The following is a 14,942-nucleotide window of genomic DNA, read 5'->3' as shown; positions in this document are numbered from 1 at the left end:
GTACCGCGCGCGACCCGCTGGCAACCCGATGCGGGGTTCTTCGATCTCAAACCTCGCCTTTACGGCGCAATTCAGTGATTTAGATCACATGCTGAGAATTTGCTGATTCCCGACAATTCACCGATATCCCAGGCACAATCTGCGGTGTCGCTGCTGTTACCCAGGTGATCTCCGGGGCGGCGGTTTCTCTTTTTGGCGTGTCCTACTTGGAATTTGGCCGTGCTGGGAATGTGACCGGCGCGGGTGGCCGCGGCTCCGCATCGGAGGCCGCTGCTGATGCCATGTATTAGCCAGGCTGCCGATCGGCGGCCAGTCAACCGCGCCCATGGAAGGGGCGAGCACGTGCCGAGAAAATCGTTGCACCGCATCGCACTCGGATTCCTGCTCTCGATCATCGCGATCCTCCTGTTCGCCGGACCCACCTGGGCCGACACCGGCAGCGCCTCCGGCAGCGGGCCGGGCAGCGCGTCGTTCGGCTCGGCGGGCAGCGGCAGTTCCTCGTCCGGCAGCGCCAGCGGCTCGGCCGACCTGCCGATACCCAGTGTGTTCGGCGTCGGCGCGCTGGCAGCGGCGACGACGCAGATCGGCAAGCCTTACGAATGGGGTGGGACCGGCCCCGACAGTTGGGACTGCTCGGGCCTCGTGCAGTGGGCGTACCGTCAGGTCGGCGTGAGCCTTCCACGGACCACTTGGCAGCAGGCGAAGGTGGGCGCGCCCGTCCCGCGGGGCTCGCTGTCGCTCGGCGACGTGATCGTGCTGAACAGCGATGGCTCGCACGTCGGTATCTACGCAGGAAACGGCCGGGTGCTCAACGCGTACGGTCAGGGCGTGCCGGTCGGCTTCACGCCGCTGGACGAATTCGACATCTACGCCATCCGTCGCTTCTGAGCGCACCGAGCGCGGTTACTCCGGCGCTGAAACGGCCCCGACCCGAGAATTCGGGTCGGGGCCGTGGTGACTCGGCCGAACGTCATGGGCGCCCGGCCCACCGGTCGGAGCGGTGCCAGCCGCGTGGAACCGGGCCGGTGTGCCGCCGCCGGGAGCCACTGCGGTCACCGTCCGGTGTGCGGGAGCCGCGATATGGCCCGGATGTGCGCTAGTCGCCGAGACCGTCGGCGAGGGTGCGCAGCAGCGGTCCGTACTGCTGATGGGCCAGCGCCGAGGCGAATTGCGCCACCAGGTAGTCGGCCGGGTTACCGGTGTCGTACCACCGGCCGCGGATCACTTGGCCGAAGACCGGACTGTTCGCCGCGTGCACGTTGATCGCGTCGGTGAGGTACACCTCGCCGGTGCGGTGTTCGTACCACGCTTCGGTCTGCCTGCGCAGTTCTTCGATGATGCCGGGGGTGACGACGTAGCCGCCGATCGCGGCGAAGGACGACGGCGCGTCCTTCGGCTTCGGCTTCTCGCGCAGGCCGGTGATGCGCAGCAGGCCGTTGCCGTGGTCGTCGGCGACCACCGGCACGCCGTAGCGCTGCGACTCGGCGGGATCCATCGGCATCAGCGCGAGGACGGGGGCTCCGGTGGCCTCATAGGCGTCGATGAGCTGCTGAGCTCGGGGCACCTCGGCGACGAACACGTCGTCCGGCCACAGCACCAGCATGGGCTCGTCGCCGAGGTTGCGGGCGGCGTTGAGCACCGGGGTGCCGTTGCCGTACGGCCCGTGCTGGTCGAGGTAGGTGATGTGGCCGAGCCGGGACAGCTCGCCGACCTCCTCGACGGCGTCGGCGAAGGCGGTCTTGCCGTCCGCGCGCAGCTGGGCGACCAGCGCGGGATTGGGTCGGAAATGGTCCTGGATCAGTGATTTTCCGCTGCTGACCACGATGGTGATGTCGGTGATGCCCGAAGCGACCAGCTCGCGGACCGTGTGCTCGATCACCGGCTTGTCGCCGACCGGCAGCATCTCCTTGGGGATGGCCTTGGTCAGCGGAAGCAGCCGGGAGCCGATACCGGCGGCCGGGATGACGGCCTTGCGGATATTCATGGGTCCGATCATCACATATCGGACCGTGGGTGAGGCCCCGTCCCCACGGCACGTCGGCGGTTATTTCGAGACCGCCCGGTCCTTGTTCCGGCACGGAAAAGCGCAGATCACAGCCGTCGCGGCGGGGGCAGATGATCGCCGGGGGGCCAGACGGAGGCGGCCCCGATACCGGCAGGTAACCAGCAGCTAGCGCACAGCCACCTGACAGCGTCACCGCCTGCTCCGAACTGTCGGTGGACGGGCGTACATTGCAGCCGTGCGTACCGAGAAGCCGAGCGTCGAGCGCTCGGTCGCGCCCTCGACCGGGGTCGGGACCACCCGCGCCGAAAGCGCGGCGGGTCGGCGGGCGCCGGTGCTCACCGACGCGGACAGCGCCGCTCGTCGCTGGGTTCTGCACATCGACATGGACGCGTTCTTCGCCTCGGTCGAGCAGCTGACCCGGCCGACACTGCGGGGCAGGCCGGTGCTGGTCGGCGGGACCGGCGGGCGCGGCGTCGTCGCCGGAGCCAGTTACGAGGCGCGCGTGTTCGGGGCCCGGTCGGCGATGCCGATGCATCAGGCGCGCCGGTTGGTCGGCGTCACCGCGGTGGTGGTGCCGCCGCGCGGCGCCGTCTACGGCGTGGTGAGCGGGCAGGTCTTCGACGCGTTGCGCAGCCGGATCCCGGTGCTGGAGACGCTGTCGTTCGACGAGGCGTTCGGCGAACCGGCCGAGCTGGCCGGCGCCACGGTCGCCCAGGTGCACGCGTTCTGCGCGGACTTGCGCGCGGTGGTGCGGGAACGGACCGGGTTGACCGCCTCGGTGGGCGCCGGCACCGGAAAACAGCTGGCCAAGATCGCCTCCGGCTTGGCCAAACCCGATGGGATCCGGGTGATCTCGCCGGTCGAGCAGCCGCGACTGCTGGCGGGTCTGCCGGTGCGCAAGCTGTGGGGGATCGGCCCGGTCGCGGAGAGCCGGTTGCGCTCGCTGGGCATCGAGACCGTGGGCGCCTTCGCCGCGCTGCCGGAATCGGAGGCGATGTCGATTCTCGGCGGCAGCGTCGGCGCCGCGCTGCACCGGCTGGCGCGCGGCATCGATGACCGTCCGGTCGCCGAACGCACCGAGGCGAAGCAGATCAGCGCCGAGACTACCTACGAAACCGACATCGTCAGCCTCGAGCAACTGCGTCCGGCCATCGAGGACATGGCCGCCGCGGCGCACCGGCGCCTGACCGGTGACGGGCGCGCCGCGCGCACGGTGGTGCTCAAATTGAAGAAGTCCGATATGAGCATCGTCACCCGCTCCTACACCCTGCCCTACGCCACCGAGGACCTGGCCACTCTCGCCGCCGCCGCGCAGCGGTCGGCGCTCGACCCGCGGGAGCTGGGCCCGATCCGCCTCGTCGGCGTCGGCTACGGCGGTCTGTCGACCGTCCGTCAGGAATCCCTGTTCCCCGAACTGGATCGCGCTCCGGTCGCCGAGATCGCCTCGGTGCCAACGGATCCCGAGCCGACCGCCGCCGACCTCGGCGATGCCGCTGGCATCGCGCCGGTCCTGCCGGTCGCCCTCTGGCATCCCGGCATGGATGTGTCGCATCCCGAGCACGGTCACGGCTGGGTGCAGGGCGCCGGGCTCGGCGTGGTGACCGTCCGCTTCGAAACCCGTTCCACCGGCCCGGGTCCCGCGCGCACCTTCGCCGCCGACGATGCCGCCCTCACCCGTGCCGATCCGCTGGACAGTCTGCTGTGACGGCCGGGCCCGCGGCTCGACATCGCCGGGCCGGACGCGTACGTTCGCTGCCGACGACCATCGCCGGTCCGGTGTGGATCCGGGTGACGCCACCCGGGGCCGGTAGCCTGGGACCTCGTGCAGCGCCGCCGGTTCGGGGGCGGCTGCCATGGTGGAACACGACACGGACCTCTCGAACGCAAAGGACGAGCAGTTGAAGCTTCGTAAGACTGGACGCATCGCGATCGCCGGACTGGCCATCGTCGCCGCGCTTGGCCTGACCGCCTGTGGTGGCGACGACAAGGACAGCAAGCCCGCCGCCAAGACGTCGACCAGCGCCAAGGCGTCGGCGACCGCGAGCGCGAACCTGCCGCCGGTCCCGACCCCCGCGGAGCTGAACACCGCCCTGGCCCGTGCGCTCGACCCGTCGGTGCCCGCCTCCGAGAAGCTGGACAACGTCCAGGGCGCCGAGGCCGATCCGACGCTGCCGGACCGCCTGTCGCAGGCCGCGGCCGGTGCCGACGTGAAGATCGTGGTCACCGACGTCACCTCCTTCGGCGACAGCGTGAACGCGAAGGCCAAGTTCATCCTCAACGGCCAGGAGAACATCGTCGACGTGCCGTTCGTCGCCGACAACGGCAAGTGGAAGATCCAGAAGACCTGGGCCTGCACCATGCTGACCAACCTCGGTCAGCAGTCGGCGGCCTGCAGCTGAGTTCACTCGACGGGCCGGTCGTCGCGTTTCGCGGCGCCGGCCCGTCGTCGCGCGAAATGCGCTGCCGTATTTGGTAGTAGCGCAGGTCAGAGCATGCGCAGAATCGCGTACATCGAGGTGGCGTGCGCGTACAGCTCGCCGTCTTCGGCGCCGATCAGGCGGGCCTCCGCGCTGGCCGTCGTGGTGCCGACATGGATCGCGGTGCCTTCGCAGCGCAGCGTGCGCGTATCGCTGCGCACGGCACGGTGGATGTCGATACCGATCTTGACCGAGGTGGAGCGCGTCCCGCCCGCCAGTCGCGTCAGCACCGCCGAGCCGAGGGCCGCTTCGAGCACCGTCGCCACGAAGCCGCCGTACACCCCGCCCGCCGGGTCGAGCAGTTGGTCTCCCGGCTCGCCCTCGAAAACCACGGTGCCATCGCCGACCTGGGCCAGCCGGAAACCGAGCGTGCTCAGAATCGGCGCACCCGGGAATCGTCCGTCGAGTGTCCCCTGCAAGATCTCCCGTCCGGTCATACCGAGCAGGTCGGGTGTCTTCTCAGCCGGTGGCCGCCCCGGGTCGGTGCGGGCGCGAAGGGGTCTGGGCGCGGTCATACATCGACGCTACGGAGAAGGCGAAGCCCGCAGAAGTGTCGGATCCGACACCTTCGCGACCAATTCCGACGAACTCGAGTCGTCGGAAAGCGGGAAGCTCAGGGTGCGGACCGTGTTTCGCTCGCGTGTGAGCTGGATTCGCTGGTGACATGGCGCGATGTGCGCCGCGCGCGACGGGTTCGTAGCAGGGCGTCGGTGGTGAATATCGCCAGCGCCGCCCAGATGAGGGCGAAACCGGCCCAACGGGAGGCGGGCATCGGCTCGTGCGCGACCGCGACGCCCCAGGCCATCTGGAGCGCGGGGGTGAGGTATTGCAGCAGGCCCATGGTGGACAACGCGACGCGCTGGGCCGCGACGGCGAACAGCAGTAGCGGAACCAGGGTGACCGGTCCAGTGGCCACCATCAGGGCGGTATGCGCGGGGCCGGAGGCGAATTCGCTGTGCCCGGTGACCGCGAGCGCGATCGCGAACGCCAGCGCGAAGGGCGCGGCCACGACGCCCTCGGCGGCGATGCCGCGCAGCGCGTCCAGCGGGATCACCTTTTTCACCAAGCCGTAGGTGGCGAAAGAGCAGGCCAGGGCCAAGGCGATGATCGGCGGTCTGCCGTAGTCGACCGTGAGCACGGCCACCGCGCCCGCGCCGAGCCCAAGGGCGGCCCATTGGGCGCCGGTCAGCCGCTCACGAAAGAGCACCACACCGAACGCGACGGTGACCAGCGGGTTGATGAAATACCCGAGCGCGCACTCCACGACGTGACCCGAGGTGACCCCGTAGACGTACACGCCCCAGTTGAGCGCGATCGCGGCGGAGGCGACGGCCGCCAGCCGCCAGACGCGGCCCTCGATGCCGCGCAGCTCGCGAATCCGGCCGCTGACGGCGAGCACCGCGAGCACGACCACCAGCGTCCAGACGATCCGCTGCGCCACCACTTCACCCGGACTGGCGAACGCCAGCAGCCCGAAGAACGCGGGGAAAAGTCCCCACAAGAAGTACGCGCTCGCTCCGAACGCTACACCGGGGATGGACCTGCTTCGCCGCACGATGACGAACGTAGTTGTCCCGTAGCCTTGCGGTCATGTCGATTACCGTGCAGGCATCGGGCGCGACCGGACTCACCGCGACCGAGGTCGAGCAACGTCGTCACGACGGACTGACCAACGACGTCCCGGATCGCGCGAGCCGTTCGGTTCGCGACATCGTGCGCGCGAACGTCTTCACCAGGATCAACGCCATCCTCGGCGTCCTGTTCGTGCTGGTGCTGGCCACCGGATCGATCATCGACGGCATGTTCGGCCTGCTGATCGTCGCCAACAGCGCGGTCGGCATCATCCAGGAGATCCGCGCCAAGCGCACCCTGGACCAGCTGGCCATCGTCAGCCAGGCCAAGCCGACCGTCCGCCGGGACGGCAGGGCCGTCGAGATCGCGCCGCGCGAGGTGGTGCTCGACGACCTGATCGAGCTCGGTCCCGGCGACCAGATCGTGGTGGACGGCACGGTCGAGGAGTCCGCGCAGCTCGAGGTGGACGAGTCGTTGCTCACCGGCGAGGCGGACTCGATCGAGAAGGCGGTCGGCGCCACGGTGATGTCGGGTAGTTATGTGGTGTCCGGGTCCGGCGCCTACCGCGCCACCAAGGTCGGCCGGGACGCCTACGCGGCGCGGCTGGCCGAGGAGGCGAGCAAGTTCACGCTGGTGCACTCCGAACTGCGCAGCGGCATCGACAAGATCCTGAAGTTCATCACCTACCTGCTGATTCCCGCCGGACTGCTGAGCATCTACAACCAGCTGGTCTCCAGCAAGGAGTCGTGGCGGCCCGCGCTCACCGGCATGGTGGCCGCGCTGGTGCCGATGGTGCCCGAGGGGCTGGTGCTGATGACGTCGATCGCGTTCGCGGTCGGCGTGGTGCGGCTGGGCAGGCGCCAGTGCCTGGTGCAGGAGTTGCCCGCGATCGAGGGGCTGGCCCGCGTCGACGTGGTCTGCGCGGACAAGACCGGCACGCTGACCGAGAACGGCATGCGGCTGTCGGACCTGAAGACGCTGGACACCTTCGACGACACCGAGGTACGCACCGCGCTGGCCGCGCTCGCGGCCGACGACCCGCGCCCGAATGCGAGCGTGCAGGCGATCGCCGAGGCTCTGCCGGACGGTCCCGGCTGGCAGCGCACCGCCGTCGCGCCGTTCTCCTCCGCCAAGAAGTGGAGCGGTTGCTCCTACGGCGAGCACGGCGACTGGCTGCTCGGCGCGCCGGACGTGCTGCTCGACCCGGGATCCGCGGACGCGCGGGTCGCGGAGGAACTCGGCGCATCCGGTCTGCGCGTGCTGTTGCTTGCGCGCGGCGACCGTCCGGTGGACGCTGCGGACGCCCCAGGGGGCGTGCGACCCGCCGCCTTGGTCGTGCTGGAGCAGAAGGTCCGGCCCGATGCGCGCGACACACTCGACTACTTCGCGAGCCAGAGCGTCTCGATCAAGGTCATCTCCGGCGACAACGCGGTGTCGGTCGGCGCGGTGGCCTCCTCGCTCGATCTGCCGGGCGGTGACCACCCGATCGACGCGCGGGAGCTGCCGCGGGACGGCGAGGAATTGGCCGCCGTGCTGGACGGCAACACCACCTTCGGCCGGGTACGCCCGGATCAGAAGCGCGCCATGGTGTCGGCGTTGCAGTCGCGCGGGCACACGGTGGCCATGACCGGCGACGGTGTGAACGACGTACTCGCCTTGAAGGATTCGGACATCGGCGTGGCGATGGGCTCGGGCAGTCCGGCGACCAGGGCGGTGGCGCAGATCGTGCTGCTGGACAACAAGTTCGCCACGCTGCCGTACGTGGTCGGCGAGGGACGCCGGGTGATCGGCAACATCGAGCGGGTCTCGAATCTGTTCCTCACCAAGACCGTGTATTCCGTGCTGCTCGCCTTCCTGGTCGGCATGGCCGGTATCGGCTCACAGATCTTCGACTACGAGCCCATCGGCTACCCGTTCCTGCCGCGCCACGTCACGATCGCGGCCTGGTTCACCATCGGCATTCCGGCGTTCATCCTTTCGCTCGCGCCCAACAACGAGCGTGCCCGCACGGGTTTCGTGGGGCGCGTCATGCGGTTGGCCATCCCGTCGGGCGTGGTGATCGGCGCGGCCACCTTCGTCTCGTACCTGATCGCCTACGCCGGGCCGCACGCCACCGAGGAGCAGAAGGTCCAGGCGGGCACCACTGCGCTCATCACATTGATCATGATCGCGGTGTGGGTGCTCGCCATCGTCGCGCGGCCGTACGTGTGGTGGAAGGTGATGCTGATCGCGGTGTCGGTGGCGGCGTACGTGTTCCTGTTCACCGTTCCGTTCACCCGCGAGTTCTTCAAACTCGACCCCTCCAACCTCGCGCTCACCGGCGCGGCGGTGGTGTGCGGCGTGGTCGGGATCGTGCTCGTCGAGGCGGCCTGGTGGGTGAGCGCGGCGCTGCGCGGCGAGAAGCGGCAACTGCTGCCCAGCTCGCCCGGCGGAGCCGGCTGACAGACTGGACGCCTGACTCGCCGCGCCACGAGAAGCCTTGTGCGAAGCGGCCATTCAGACTTGGAGTACCTTCTGGAGATTATGGAGGTACTGCTGCACCAGATCGACGCGTTCGCCGACGCACCGTTCTCGGGCAACCCGGCCGCGGTGATGCCGCTCCCGTCGTGGCTGCCGGATGCGTTGCTGCAACAGCTGGCCGAGGAGAACAACCTCGCCGAGACCGCGTTCTATACCTCGCGGTTACCTCCAGAGGCGGGCGTGCCGCCGGGCGAGTGGCCCGCCTTCCACCTCCGGTGGTTCACCCCGAGGGTGGAGGTCGCGCTCTGCGGGCACGCCACTCTCGCCAGCGCCGCGCAGATCCTGGCCGACATGCACCCCGGTGAGGACCGGGTGAGCTTCTACACGCGCAGCGGCTGGCTGCACGTCGACCGCACCGATGACGACGAGTTCGTCCTCGACCTGCCTGCCGTGCCGAGCATTCCGGTGCAGCCCGATCCGGCGCTCGTCGCGGCGCTCGGGGTGCGTCCGGTGGGCGCGTATTCCGGCACCGACGAGGTGATCGTCGTGGCGACCGAACAGGAGGTGCGCGATGCCGCGCCCGTGCTGGCGGCGTTCCCCGCGCTGCCGCGCGCCGCGATCGTCACCGCGCCCGGCGATTCGGTCGACTTCGTCTCCCGGGTCTTCGCCCCGGCCGTGGGCGTCCCGGAGGACCCGGTGACCGGGTCCGCGCACGCGCAGCTGGTTCCGCTGTGGAGCGAGCGGCTCGGCCGCACCGAACTGCACGCCAGGCAGCTGTCCCGCCGCGGCGGAAGCTTGCGCTGCGAACTGACCGGCGACCGCGTGCTGTTGTTCGGACGGTGCCGCCGCTACCTCGACGGCGTCGTCACCCTGCCGGACTAGCTCCGGCCGCTCACGGCTCCGGAACCGGTCCGTCGTCGGGGCCGGGCAGGACGACGTCGCGGTGGTCGGGCAGCAGCGGGGCCACCGCGAAGCTTCCCGCCACCGCGTCGGCGGGCAGTGCCTGGACCGCGCGGATACCGTTGTGCCCGGCCAGGTTTCGCAGTCGCGCCGGGGTGCCACGCACGACGAGCCCGACGACGCAGCCGCAGCCGCTGCGCAGTCGTGCGGCCGAGAACGCGACCACGCGGGCGGAGCGGTCGTCGGTGGGGCGGGGAAGCAGCCAGGCCGCGTACGACGCCGAATCCACTGCCGCCTGAACACCTTCCGGTACCGGCACGGCCACCAGCGGCGTCTGCACGCCGGGCGCGGGCACCCGGTAGAGCACCTGCGCGATCCGCAATCCGTCGGTGTGTTGCGGAATCTCGCCGGGCGCCATGGGTTCGGCGAACGACACCAGCGCCCAGCGCGGTTCGTCGCCGCCCGCGTTCAGCGAGTCACGAGACCGGGCGAGGTAATCCGCGACCTGCTCGCCGTGGTCGGGTCCGAGCCGGTCGGTGGACACCGGGGCGAGGTACGGCGGTTGCAGCGCGCCGAGGGCGAAGATCAGCGCGATCAGCGCGACGGCCGCCGCGCCGAGCAAGATCCCGCGCCACGGCGGCACCCGCGGGTCAGGCATCGCGCAGGACGTCGAGCGCGTGTTTCAGGTCGTCCGGATATTCGCTGGTGATCTCCAGGTAGCGGCCGTCGGCGGGGTGCTGGAACCCCAGCGACCGGGCGTGCAGCCACTGCCGTTGCAGCCCGAGCCGCTCGGCCAGGCGCGGGTCGGCGCCGTAGGTGAGATCACCGCAGCACGGGTGGCGGATCGCGGAGAAATGCACGCGGATCTGATGGGTACGGCCGGTCTCCAGGTGGATGTCGAGGAGGCTGGCCGAATGGAACGCCTCGACCGTGTCGTAGTGCGTGACGCTGGGACGACCGTCGGCGGTGACGGCGAACTTCCAGTCGTTGCCGCGGGCCCGCCCGATCGGGGCGTCGATGGTGCCGCTGCTGGGGTCCGGATGCCCCTGCACCAGGGCGTGATACCGCTTGTCGACGGTGCGCTGCTTGAACGCGCGCTTGAGCACCGTGTACGCGTGCTCGGACTGTGCGACCACCATCACGCCGGAGGTGCCGACGTCCAGGCGGTGCACGATGCCCTGCCGCTCGTGGGCGCCCGAGGTGGAGATGCGGTATCCGGCGGCGGCGAGTCCGCCGACGACGGTCGGGCCGCTCCAGCCGACGCCGGTGTGCGCGGCCACGCCGACCGGCTTGTCGACCGCGACGATGTCGTCGTCGGCGTAGAGGATCTTCATGCCTTCCACCGGTTCGGCCTCGATGGTCAGCTCCCGCTTCGGCTCCGGGAAGACCACCTCCAGCCAGGCTCCCGCGGTGAGCCGGTCGGATTTGCCCGCGGCGACGCCGTCGAGCTGCACCGAGCCCTCCTCGGCCAGCGTGGCCACCGCGGTGCGGGACAGGCCGAGCAGACGGGACAGGCCCGCGTCGACGCGCATGCCGTCGAGCCCGTCGGGGACGGGCATGGTCCTGGTCTCCCTCATGCCGCGCTGCCCTCGCTCGCGCCGGTCTTGCCGTGGCCCACCCGGGTGCCGTTCGGTTCGAAGCCGAACACGGTGAGCACGACCAGCAGGATCGCGCCGCACACGATGGCCGAGTCCGCGACGTTGAACACCGGCCACCAGCCGATCGCGACGAAATCCACCACGTGCCCCTGCAGCGGGCCGGGCGCGCGGAACAGCCGGTCGCCCAGATTGCCGACCGCGCCGCCGAGCACCATGCCGAGCCCGATCGCCCACCACAGCGAGCGCAGGGTGCGGCCGATGCGCACCACGCCGATAACGACGGCGGCGGCCACCAGGGTCAGCAGCCAGGTCATGCCGGTGGCCATGGAGAACGCCGCGCCGGGATTGCGCACCAGGCTCAGGCGCGCGACGTCGCCGATGATCGGTACCGGATCACCCGGCGTCAGTTTCGCGACCGCGAGGGTCTTGGTGAGCAGATCCAGGCCGAGCACGACGGCGGCGAGGACGAGTAGCGTACGCAGCCGCTGCGGCGGAGCCGGCTCGGTCGTCGGGTAGGCGGTGTTCGCTGGGTTTTCCTCGGGCGGCCGGTCGTCACTCACACCGACCATCATCTCTCGAGCGGAATCGAGTCCGGTGCGCGCGTCCGATTGCCCCGGCCCGCGCTCGCGGCGTTCGCGTGCCACGCCGATCGGTTCGCGGTCGAATGTCCCAGCTGACACTCAGGAATCGGTCGTACCCTGTTGCTCGTGACGGTGTTGTCTTCCCCCCGCCTGGCACGAAGCGCGAGCCTAGCCCGGAGCGCGCGCTCGGGCGTGCTGCTCATGGTGCTCGCGCTCGGGCTCTCGGCCTTCGGGGTCGGTTGCGGCGACGGCGCCGAGTCGAGCGGTGAGGCCGACGGAACGGAGCCGCTCGGCATCGGCAAGGAAGTGACCGTGCCGATTCCGGCCGCGGTGACCACGGTCGAATCGGCCGGTGCCGAGCCCCGAGCGATGCTTCGGCCGGAGTATCCGGCGGGCACCGTGCAGCGGGTCACGCTGTACACGGCCCATCACATCCAGCAGCAGATCGATGGGCAGCCCAAGCCCGACTTCTCCACCCCGGCGCTGACCATTCCGATGACCGCGGAGACCACCGTGGAGGGCATCGATCTCACCCTTGGCTCGGTCACCTCGCCCGATCCCACGCTGGCCAAAGCGCTCACCAAGATCGGCGGCTCGCACGCGGGCTTCGACCTCAGCGATCTGGGCGCGATCACCGCACTGCGGCTCGAGCCGGCGCCGGACACGTCCAACACCGCGCGCGCCGCGCTGGAGCAGGCGTTCTACCAGGCCGTCTACCGTTCGATCGCGTTTCCCGACCAGCCCGTCGGCGAGGGCGCGGTCTGGACGGTGCGCCAGGAGGTCAGCGGCGGCGTCCTGCTCGACCAGGTGACCACCGCGACGCTGAGCAAACGCGACGGTGACCGGCTCACCATCGAGCTGCACGTCACCCAGAAGCCGAAGTCGCCGGTGTGGAACCTGCCCAACAACGCGGGCACGCTGGACATCGACGACTACGTCATGCAGGGCGCGGGCACCATCACGGTGGATCTCGGCTTGCCGCTGCCGGTGGCCGGGTCGATCACCGTCGGCGGGCACCAGGCCTACCGCGATCCGCACAGCGACAGCACGCTGCAGCAGGCGATCGAGACGCAGGTGTCGTGGACCGAATGATCCGTGCGTGCGGACTGCTGGCCGCGGTCGCGCCCCTCGTCGTCGCCACCGGATGCGGCTCGGGGGACCACGCCGCTCCAGGACAGCCCGAGCTTCCCGCGCTCGGGCCGGTCGTGGCCGCGGCCCCGGTGACCGCCGCCCCCGAGACCGATTCCGCTCGGCTGCGCGGGCTGTTGCTCGCCGACAGCGATCTGCCCGCCGGTTTCACCGCGCTCGCGCCGCCCGCCGACACCGGCGGAGGCGCTACCGGCGCCTCGCCGACGAATCCGGCCGAATGCGTGAAAGTGCTCGCGCCGCTCGGTGCGCAACGCTCCGGCGCGCTCGCGCGGGCGTCCACGCAGTACACCGGGCCGAATTTCGCCAGCATCGATATAGACGCGGCCAGTTATCCACCGGACACGGTCGCGGCCGCTTTCTCGGAAGTGCAGGAAATCCTGCGTCGCTGCGCGCACTATGCCGGGGCCGACGGCTCCGACATTCCGATGGACTACCGCGTCGGCGGGCTCGTCCAGCCGCCCGCGGGCGATGCCTCCGCGCCCTTCCAAGTGCGCACCACCAGTGACGACCTGACCCTCCGCTCGTCCGTCGCGATCGTTCAGGTGGGAAGCACCTTGGTGCAGGTCGCGGTGACCGCGCCGGAGGCGGTGGACCCGGGTGTGCTCAGCGCGCTGACCGCGGCCCAGGTGCGCAGGCTGCAGGGCGTCGCCGGACCATGATTTCCGGCGATCCGGCCGAATCGCGCCCGTCGCCGGAATAGGCTCGGCATGATCCGACACAACGCCTCGACCGGAGGTTTCCCATGTCTGATGTCAAACCCGTACCCGATGGATATCCGGTGGTGTCGCCCGGACTCGCGGTCGACGGCGCCGCGGCGGCGATCGATTTCTACAAAAACATTTTCGGTGCGACCGAGCGTATGCGGATGCCCGGTCCGGACGGCAGAATCGCGCATTGTGAGCTGATGTTCGGCAATTCCGTCGTCATGCTCGGCGATTCGGCGCCCGATATGGACTTCCTCGACCCGAAGACGGTCGGCGGCACCCCCGTCAACCTCTATGTGTACGTCGAGGACGCCGACGCCGCTTTCGCCGCCGCGTTGTCCGCGGGCGCCAAGGAACTCACGCCGATGACCGACCAGTTCTACGGCGATCGCAGTGGCGCCTTCGAGGATCCGTGGGGGCACCGATGGACGGTGGCCACCCACGTGGAGGATGTGCCGCCCGACGAGATGGACCGCCGGATGGCCGAGCGGTTCGGCGGTTCCTGATCCCGGCGGGTCTGCTCATTCGGCGACGACCGAATCCCCGGTGACCCGGATGCCTTTCGGGGCGAGTGGTTTGCTCGCCGGGCCGTGGGCCACCGAGCCGTCCAGCGCGAACTTGCTGCCGTGGCAGGCACAGTTGATGGTGCCGCCGGACACCGTCGCGACCTTGCACCCCGCGTGCGTGCACACCGAGGAGAGCCCGACGAAGGTGCCCGCGCTGGGTTGGGTCACCACGGTGTCGCCCACGATCACGCCGCCGCCGACGGGGATGTCGGCCGTCTTGGCGAGCGCGTTCGCGGGACTGTTCGCATCGACGGGCCGGCCTGTCTGCGCGGCGGTGGCGTCATGCGGCGCGGGAGCGTCGTCGCCCCTGCCATAGGCGGTGCAGGCGGTGACCGCCGCCGCGGCGGCGACGCCCGCACCGGCGACGACCACACTGCGGCGGGTGCGGAGTTGTTCGTGGAATGTCATGTCGGTCGCATCTCCCTCGAAGGCGCGGCCGGCCTTGCGCCGGTTCCGCTTCGCCTTGTTCACGGAGAGAGTGATCAGGCGGTTCAATCCATGATCCGATCCGATTCGATCCGTATGACGGAGCGGCGGACCCGGACCCCCTCATCTGTTTGTGGCCGGGTCCGCCGTTCCTTGTGGTTACCCGCGGGCGATCGATTCGAACACCTTCGGGTCGACGAGGGTGGAGGTGTCGCCGAGTTCGCGTCCTTCGGCGACGTCGCGTAGGAGGCGGCGCATGATTTTGCCGCTGCGGGTTTTGGGGAGTTCGGGGACGATGTGGATTTCGCGGGGTTTGGCGATGGGGCTGATTTCGCGGGCGACTTCGGTTTTGAGGTCGTCGATGAGGGTGTCGGTGGGTTGGGCTTCGGCGGTGAGGATGACGAAGGCGACGATGCCTTGGCCGGTGGTGGGGTCGGTGGCGCCGACGACGGCGGCTTCGGCGACGGTGTGGTGTCCGACGAGGGCGGATTCGACTTCGGCGGT

16 protein-coding genes are annotated in these 14,942 nt (G+C 70.0%); 8 read left to right on the top strand and 8 right to left on the bottom strand.

Translation table 11 applies throughout. The features are described 5' to 3' along the window. The first annotated feature begins 342 nt into the window (after window positions 1–342). Window positions 343–888, top strand: a complete 546-nt coding sequence (locus ACWEO7_RS23450) for an NlpC/P60 family protein (protein ID WP_450023775.1) — start codon at window positions 343–345, stop codon at window positions 886–888. A 208-nt stretch (window positions 889–1,096) separates the two neighbouring features. Here the strand turns inward: ACWEO7_RS23450 and ACWEO7_RS23445 are convergent, their stop codons facing one another. Then, entirely contained in the window at window positions 1,097–1,984 is an 888-nt protein-coding gene (locus tag ACWEO7_RS23445; RefSeq protein ID WP_450023777.1) for a UTP--glucose-1-phosphate uridylyltransferase, read from the bottom strand. 403 nt (window positions 1,985–2,387) lie between these two features. Here ACWEO7_RS23445 and ACWEO7_RS23440 point away from each other — a divergent pair, with 403 nt between their 5' ends. Beyond that, complete coding sequence (locus tag ACWEO7_RS23440) at window positions 2,388–3,710, top strand: DNA polymerase IV (RefSeq protein WP_452426176.1); 1,323 nt, start codon at window positions 2,388–2,390, stop codon at window positions 3,708–3,710. A 193-nt stretch (window positions 3,711–3,903) separates the two neighbouring features. Continuing rightward, entirely contained in the window at window positions 3,904–4,404 is a 501-nt protein-coding gene (locus ACWEO7_RS23435; protein ID WP_355079667.1) for a hypothetical protein, read from the top strand. 86 nt (window positions 4,405–4,490) lie between these two features. Here the strand turns inward: ACWEO7_RS23435 and ACWEO7_RS23430 are convergent, their stop codons facing one another. Continuing rightward, window positions 4,491–4,997 (bottom strand): PaaI family thioesterase, encoded by a 507-nt coding sequence (locus ACWEO7_RS23430; RefSeq protein WP_452426108.1) that lies wholly within the window; start codon window positions 4,995–4,997, stop codon window positions 4,491–4,493. A 98-nt stretch (window positions 4,998–5,095) separates the two neighbouring features. Continuing rightward, entirely contained in the window at window positions 5,096–6,040 is a 945-nt protein-coding gene (gene rarD, locus ACWEO7_RS23425; RefSeq protein WP_452426175.1) for an EamA family transporter RarD, read from the bottom strand. A 32-nt stretch (window positions 6,041–6,072) separates the two neighbouring features. Here rarD and ACWEO7_RS23420 point away from each other — a divergent pair, with 32 nt between their 5' ends. Continuing rightward, on the top strand, window positions 6,073–8,496 hold the full coding sequence (locus ACWEO7_RS23420) for an HAD-IC family P-type ATPase (protein WP_452426106.1): 2,424 nt from the start codon (window positions 6,073–6,075) through the stop codon (window positions 8,494–8,496). A gap of 81 nt (window positions 8,497–8,577) precedes the next feature. Beyond that, window positions 8,578–9,396: a PhzF family phenazine biosynthesis protein gene (locus ACWEO7_RS23415; protein WP_355079675.1), complete on the top strand. Its 819-nt coding sequence runs from the start codon at window positions 8,578–8,580 to the stop codon at window positions 9,394–9,396. Between the two features lie 10 nt (window positions 9,397–9,406). Here the strand turns inward: ACWEO7_RS23415 and ACWEO7_RS23410 are convergent, their stop codons facing one another. Genes ACWEO7_RS23410 through lspA form a run of 3 tightly spaced genes read right to left on the bottom strand, consistent with a single transcriptional unit; the run spans window position 9,407 to window position 11,584 of the window. Continuing rightward, on the bottom strand, window positions 9,407–10,072 hold the full coding sequence (locus ACWEO7_RS23410; protein ID WP_452426104.1) for a hypothetical protein: 666 nt from the start codon (window positions 10,070–10,072) through the stop codon (window positions 9,407–9,409). Continuing rightward, window positions 10,065–10,991 (bottom strand): RluA family pseudouridine synthase, encoded by a 927-nt coding sequence (locus tag ACWEO7_RS23405; RefSeq protein WP_450023788.1) that lies wholly within the window; start codon window positions 10,989–10,991, stop codon window positions 10,065–10,067. The genes ACWEO7_RS23410 and ACWEO7_RS23405 overlap by 8 nt, the downstream gene beginning before the upstream one ends. Beyond that, window positions 10,988–11,584, bottom strand: coding sequence for a signal peptidase II (gene lspA, locus ACWEO7_RS23400; RefSeq protein ID WP_452426173.1), 597 nt, complete (start codon window positions 11,582–11,584; stop codon window positions 10,988–10,990). The genes ACWEO7_RS23405 and lspA overlap by 4 nt, the downstream gene beginning before the upstream one ends. Window positions 11,585–11,794: 210 nt before the next feature. Here lspA and ACWEO7_RS23395 point away from each other — a divergent pair, with 210 nt between their 5' ends. The 3 genes from ACWEO7_RS23395 (at window position 11,795) to ACWEO7_RS23385 (ending at window position 13,952) form a co-directional block, all read left to right on the top strand. Beyond that, a complete protein-coding gene (locus ACWEO7_RS23395) occupies window positions 11,795–12,685 on the top strand; it encodes a hypothetical protein (RefSeq protein WP_452426171.1) in 891 nt (296 codons plus the stop codon). Then, window positions 12,682–13,401, top strand: a complete 720-nt coding sequence (locus tag ACWEO7_RS23390; RefSeq protein WP_452426169.1) for a hypothetical protein — start codon at window positions 12,682–12,684, stop codon at window positions 13,399–13,401. The genes ACWEO7_RS23395 and ACWEO7_RS23390 overlap by 4 nt, the downstream gene beginning before the upstream one ends. 83 nt (window positions 13,402–13,484) lie before the next feature. After that, the gene (locus tag ACWEO7_RS23385) at window positions 13,485–13,952 is read left to right on the top strand and encodes a VOC family protein (RefSeq protein ID WP_450023790.1); all 468 of its coding nucleotides are present in this window, start codon (window positions 13,485–13,487) and stop codon (window positions 13,950–13,952) included. A gap of 15 nt (window positions 13,953–13,967) precedes the next feature. Here the strand turns inward: ACWEO7_RS23385 and ACWEO7_RS23380 are convergent, their stop codons facing one another. After that, window positions 13,968–14,420: a QcrA and Rieske domain-containing protein gene (locus tag ACWEO7_RS23380; RefSeq protein ID WP_452426102.1), complete on the bottom strand. Its 453-nt coding sequence runs from the start codon at window positions 14,418–14,420 to the stop codon at window positions 13,968–13,970. Window positions 14,421–14,597: 177 nt separating this feature from the next. After that, the coding region (locus tag ACWEO7_RS23375) for an AMP-binding enzyme (RefSeq protein ID WP_452426100.1) at window positions 14,598–14,942 on the bottom strand (345 nt) is incomplete at its 5' end.

Source organism: Nocardia sp. NPDC004260 (assembly GCF_053603155.1).
The sequence above is the reverse complement of the archived record's forward strand: the minus strand, read 5'-3'. Positions and strand labels throughout refer to the sequence as shown.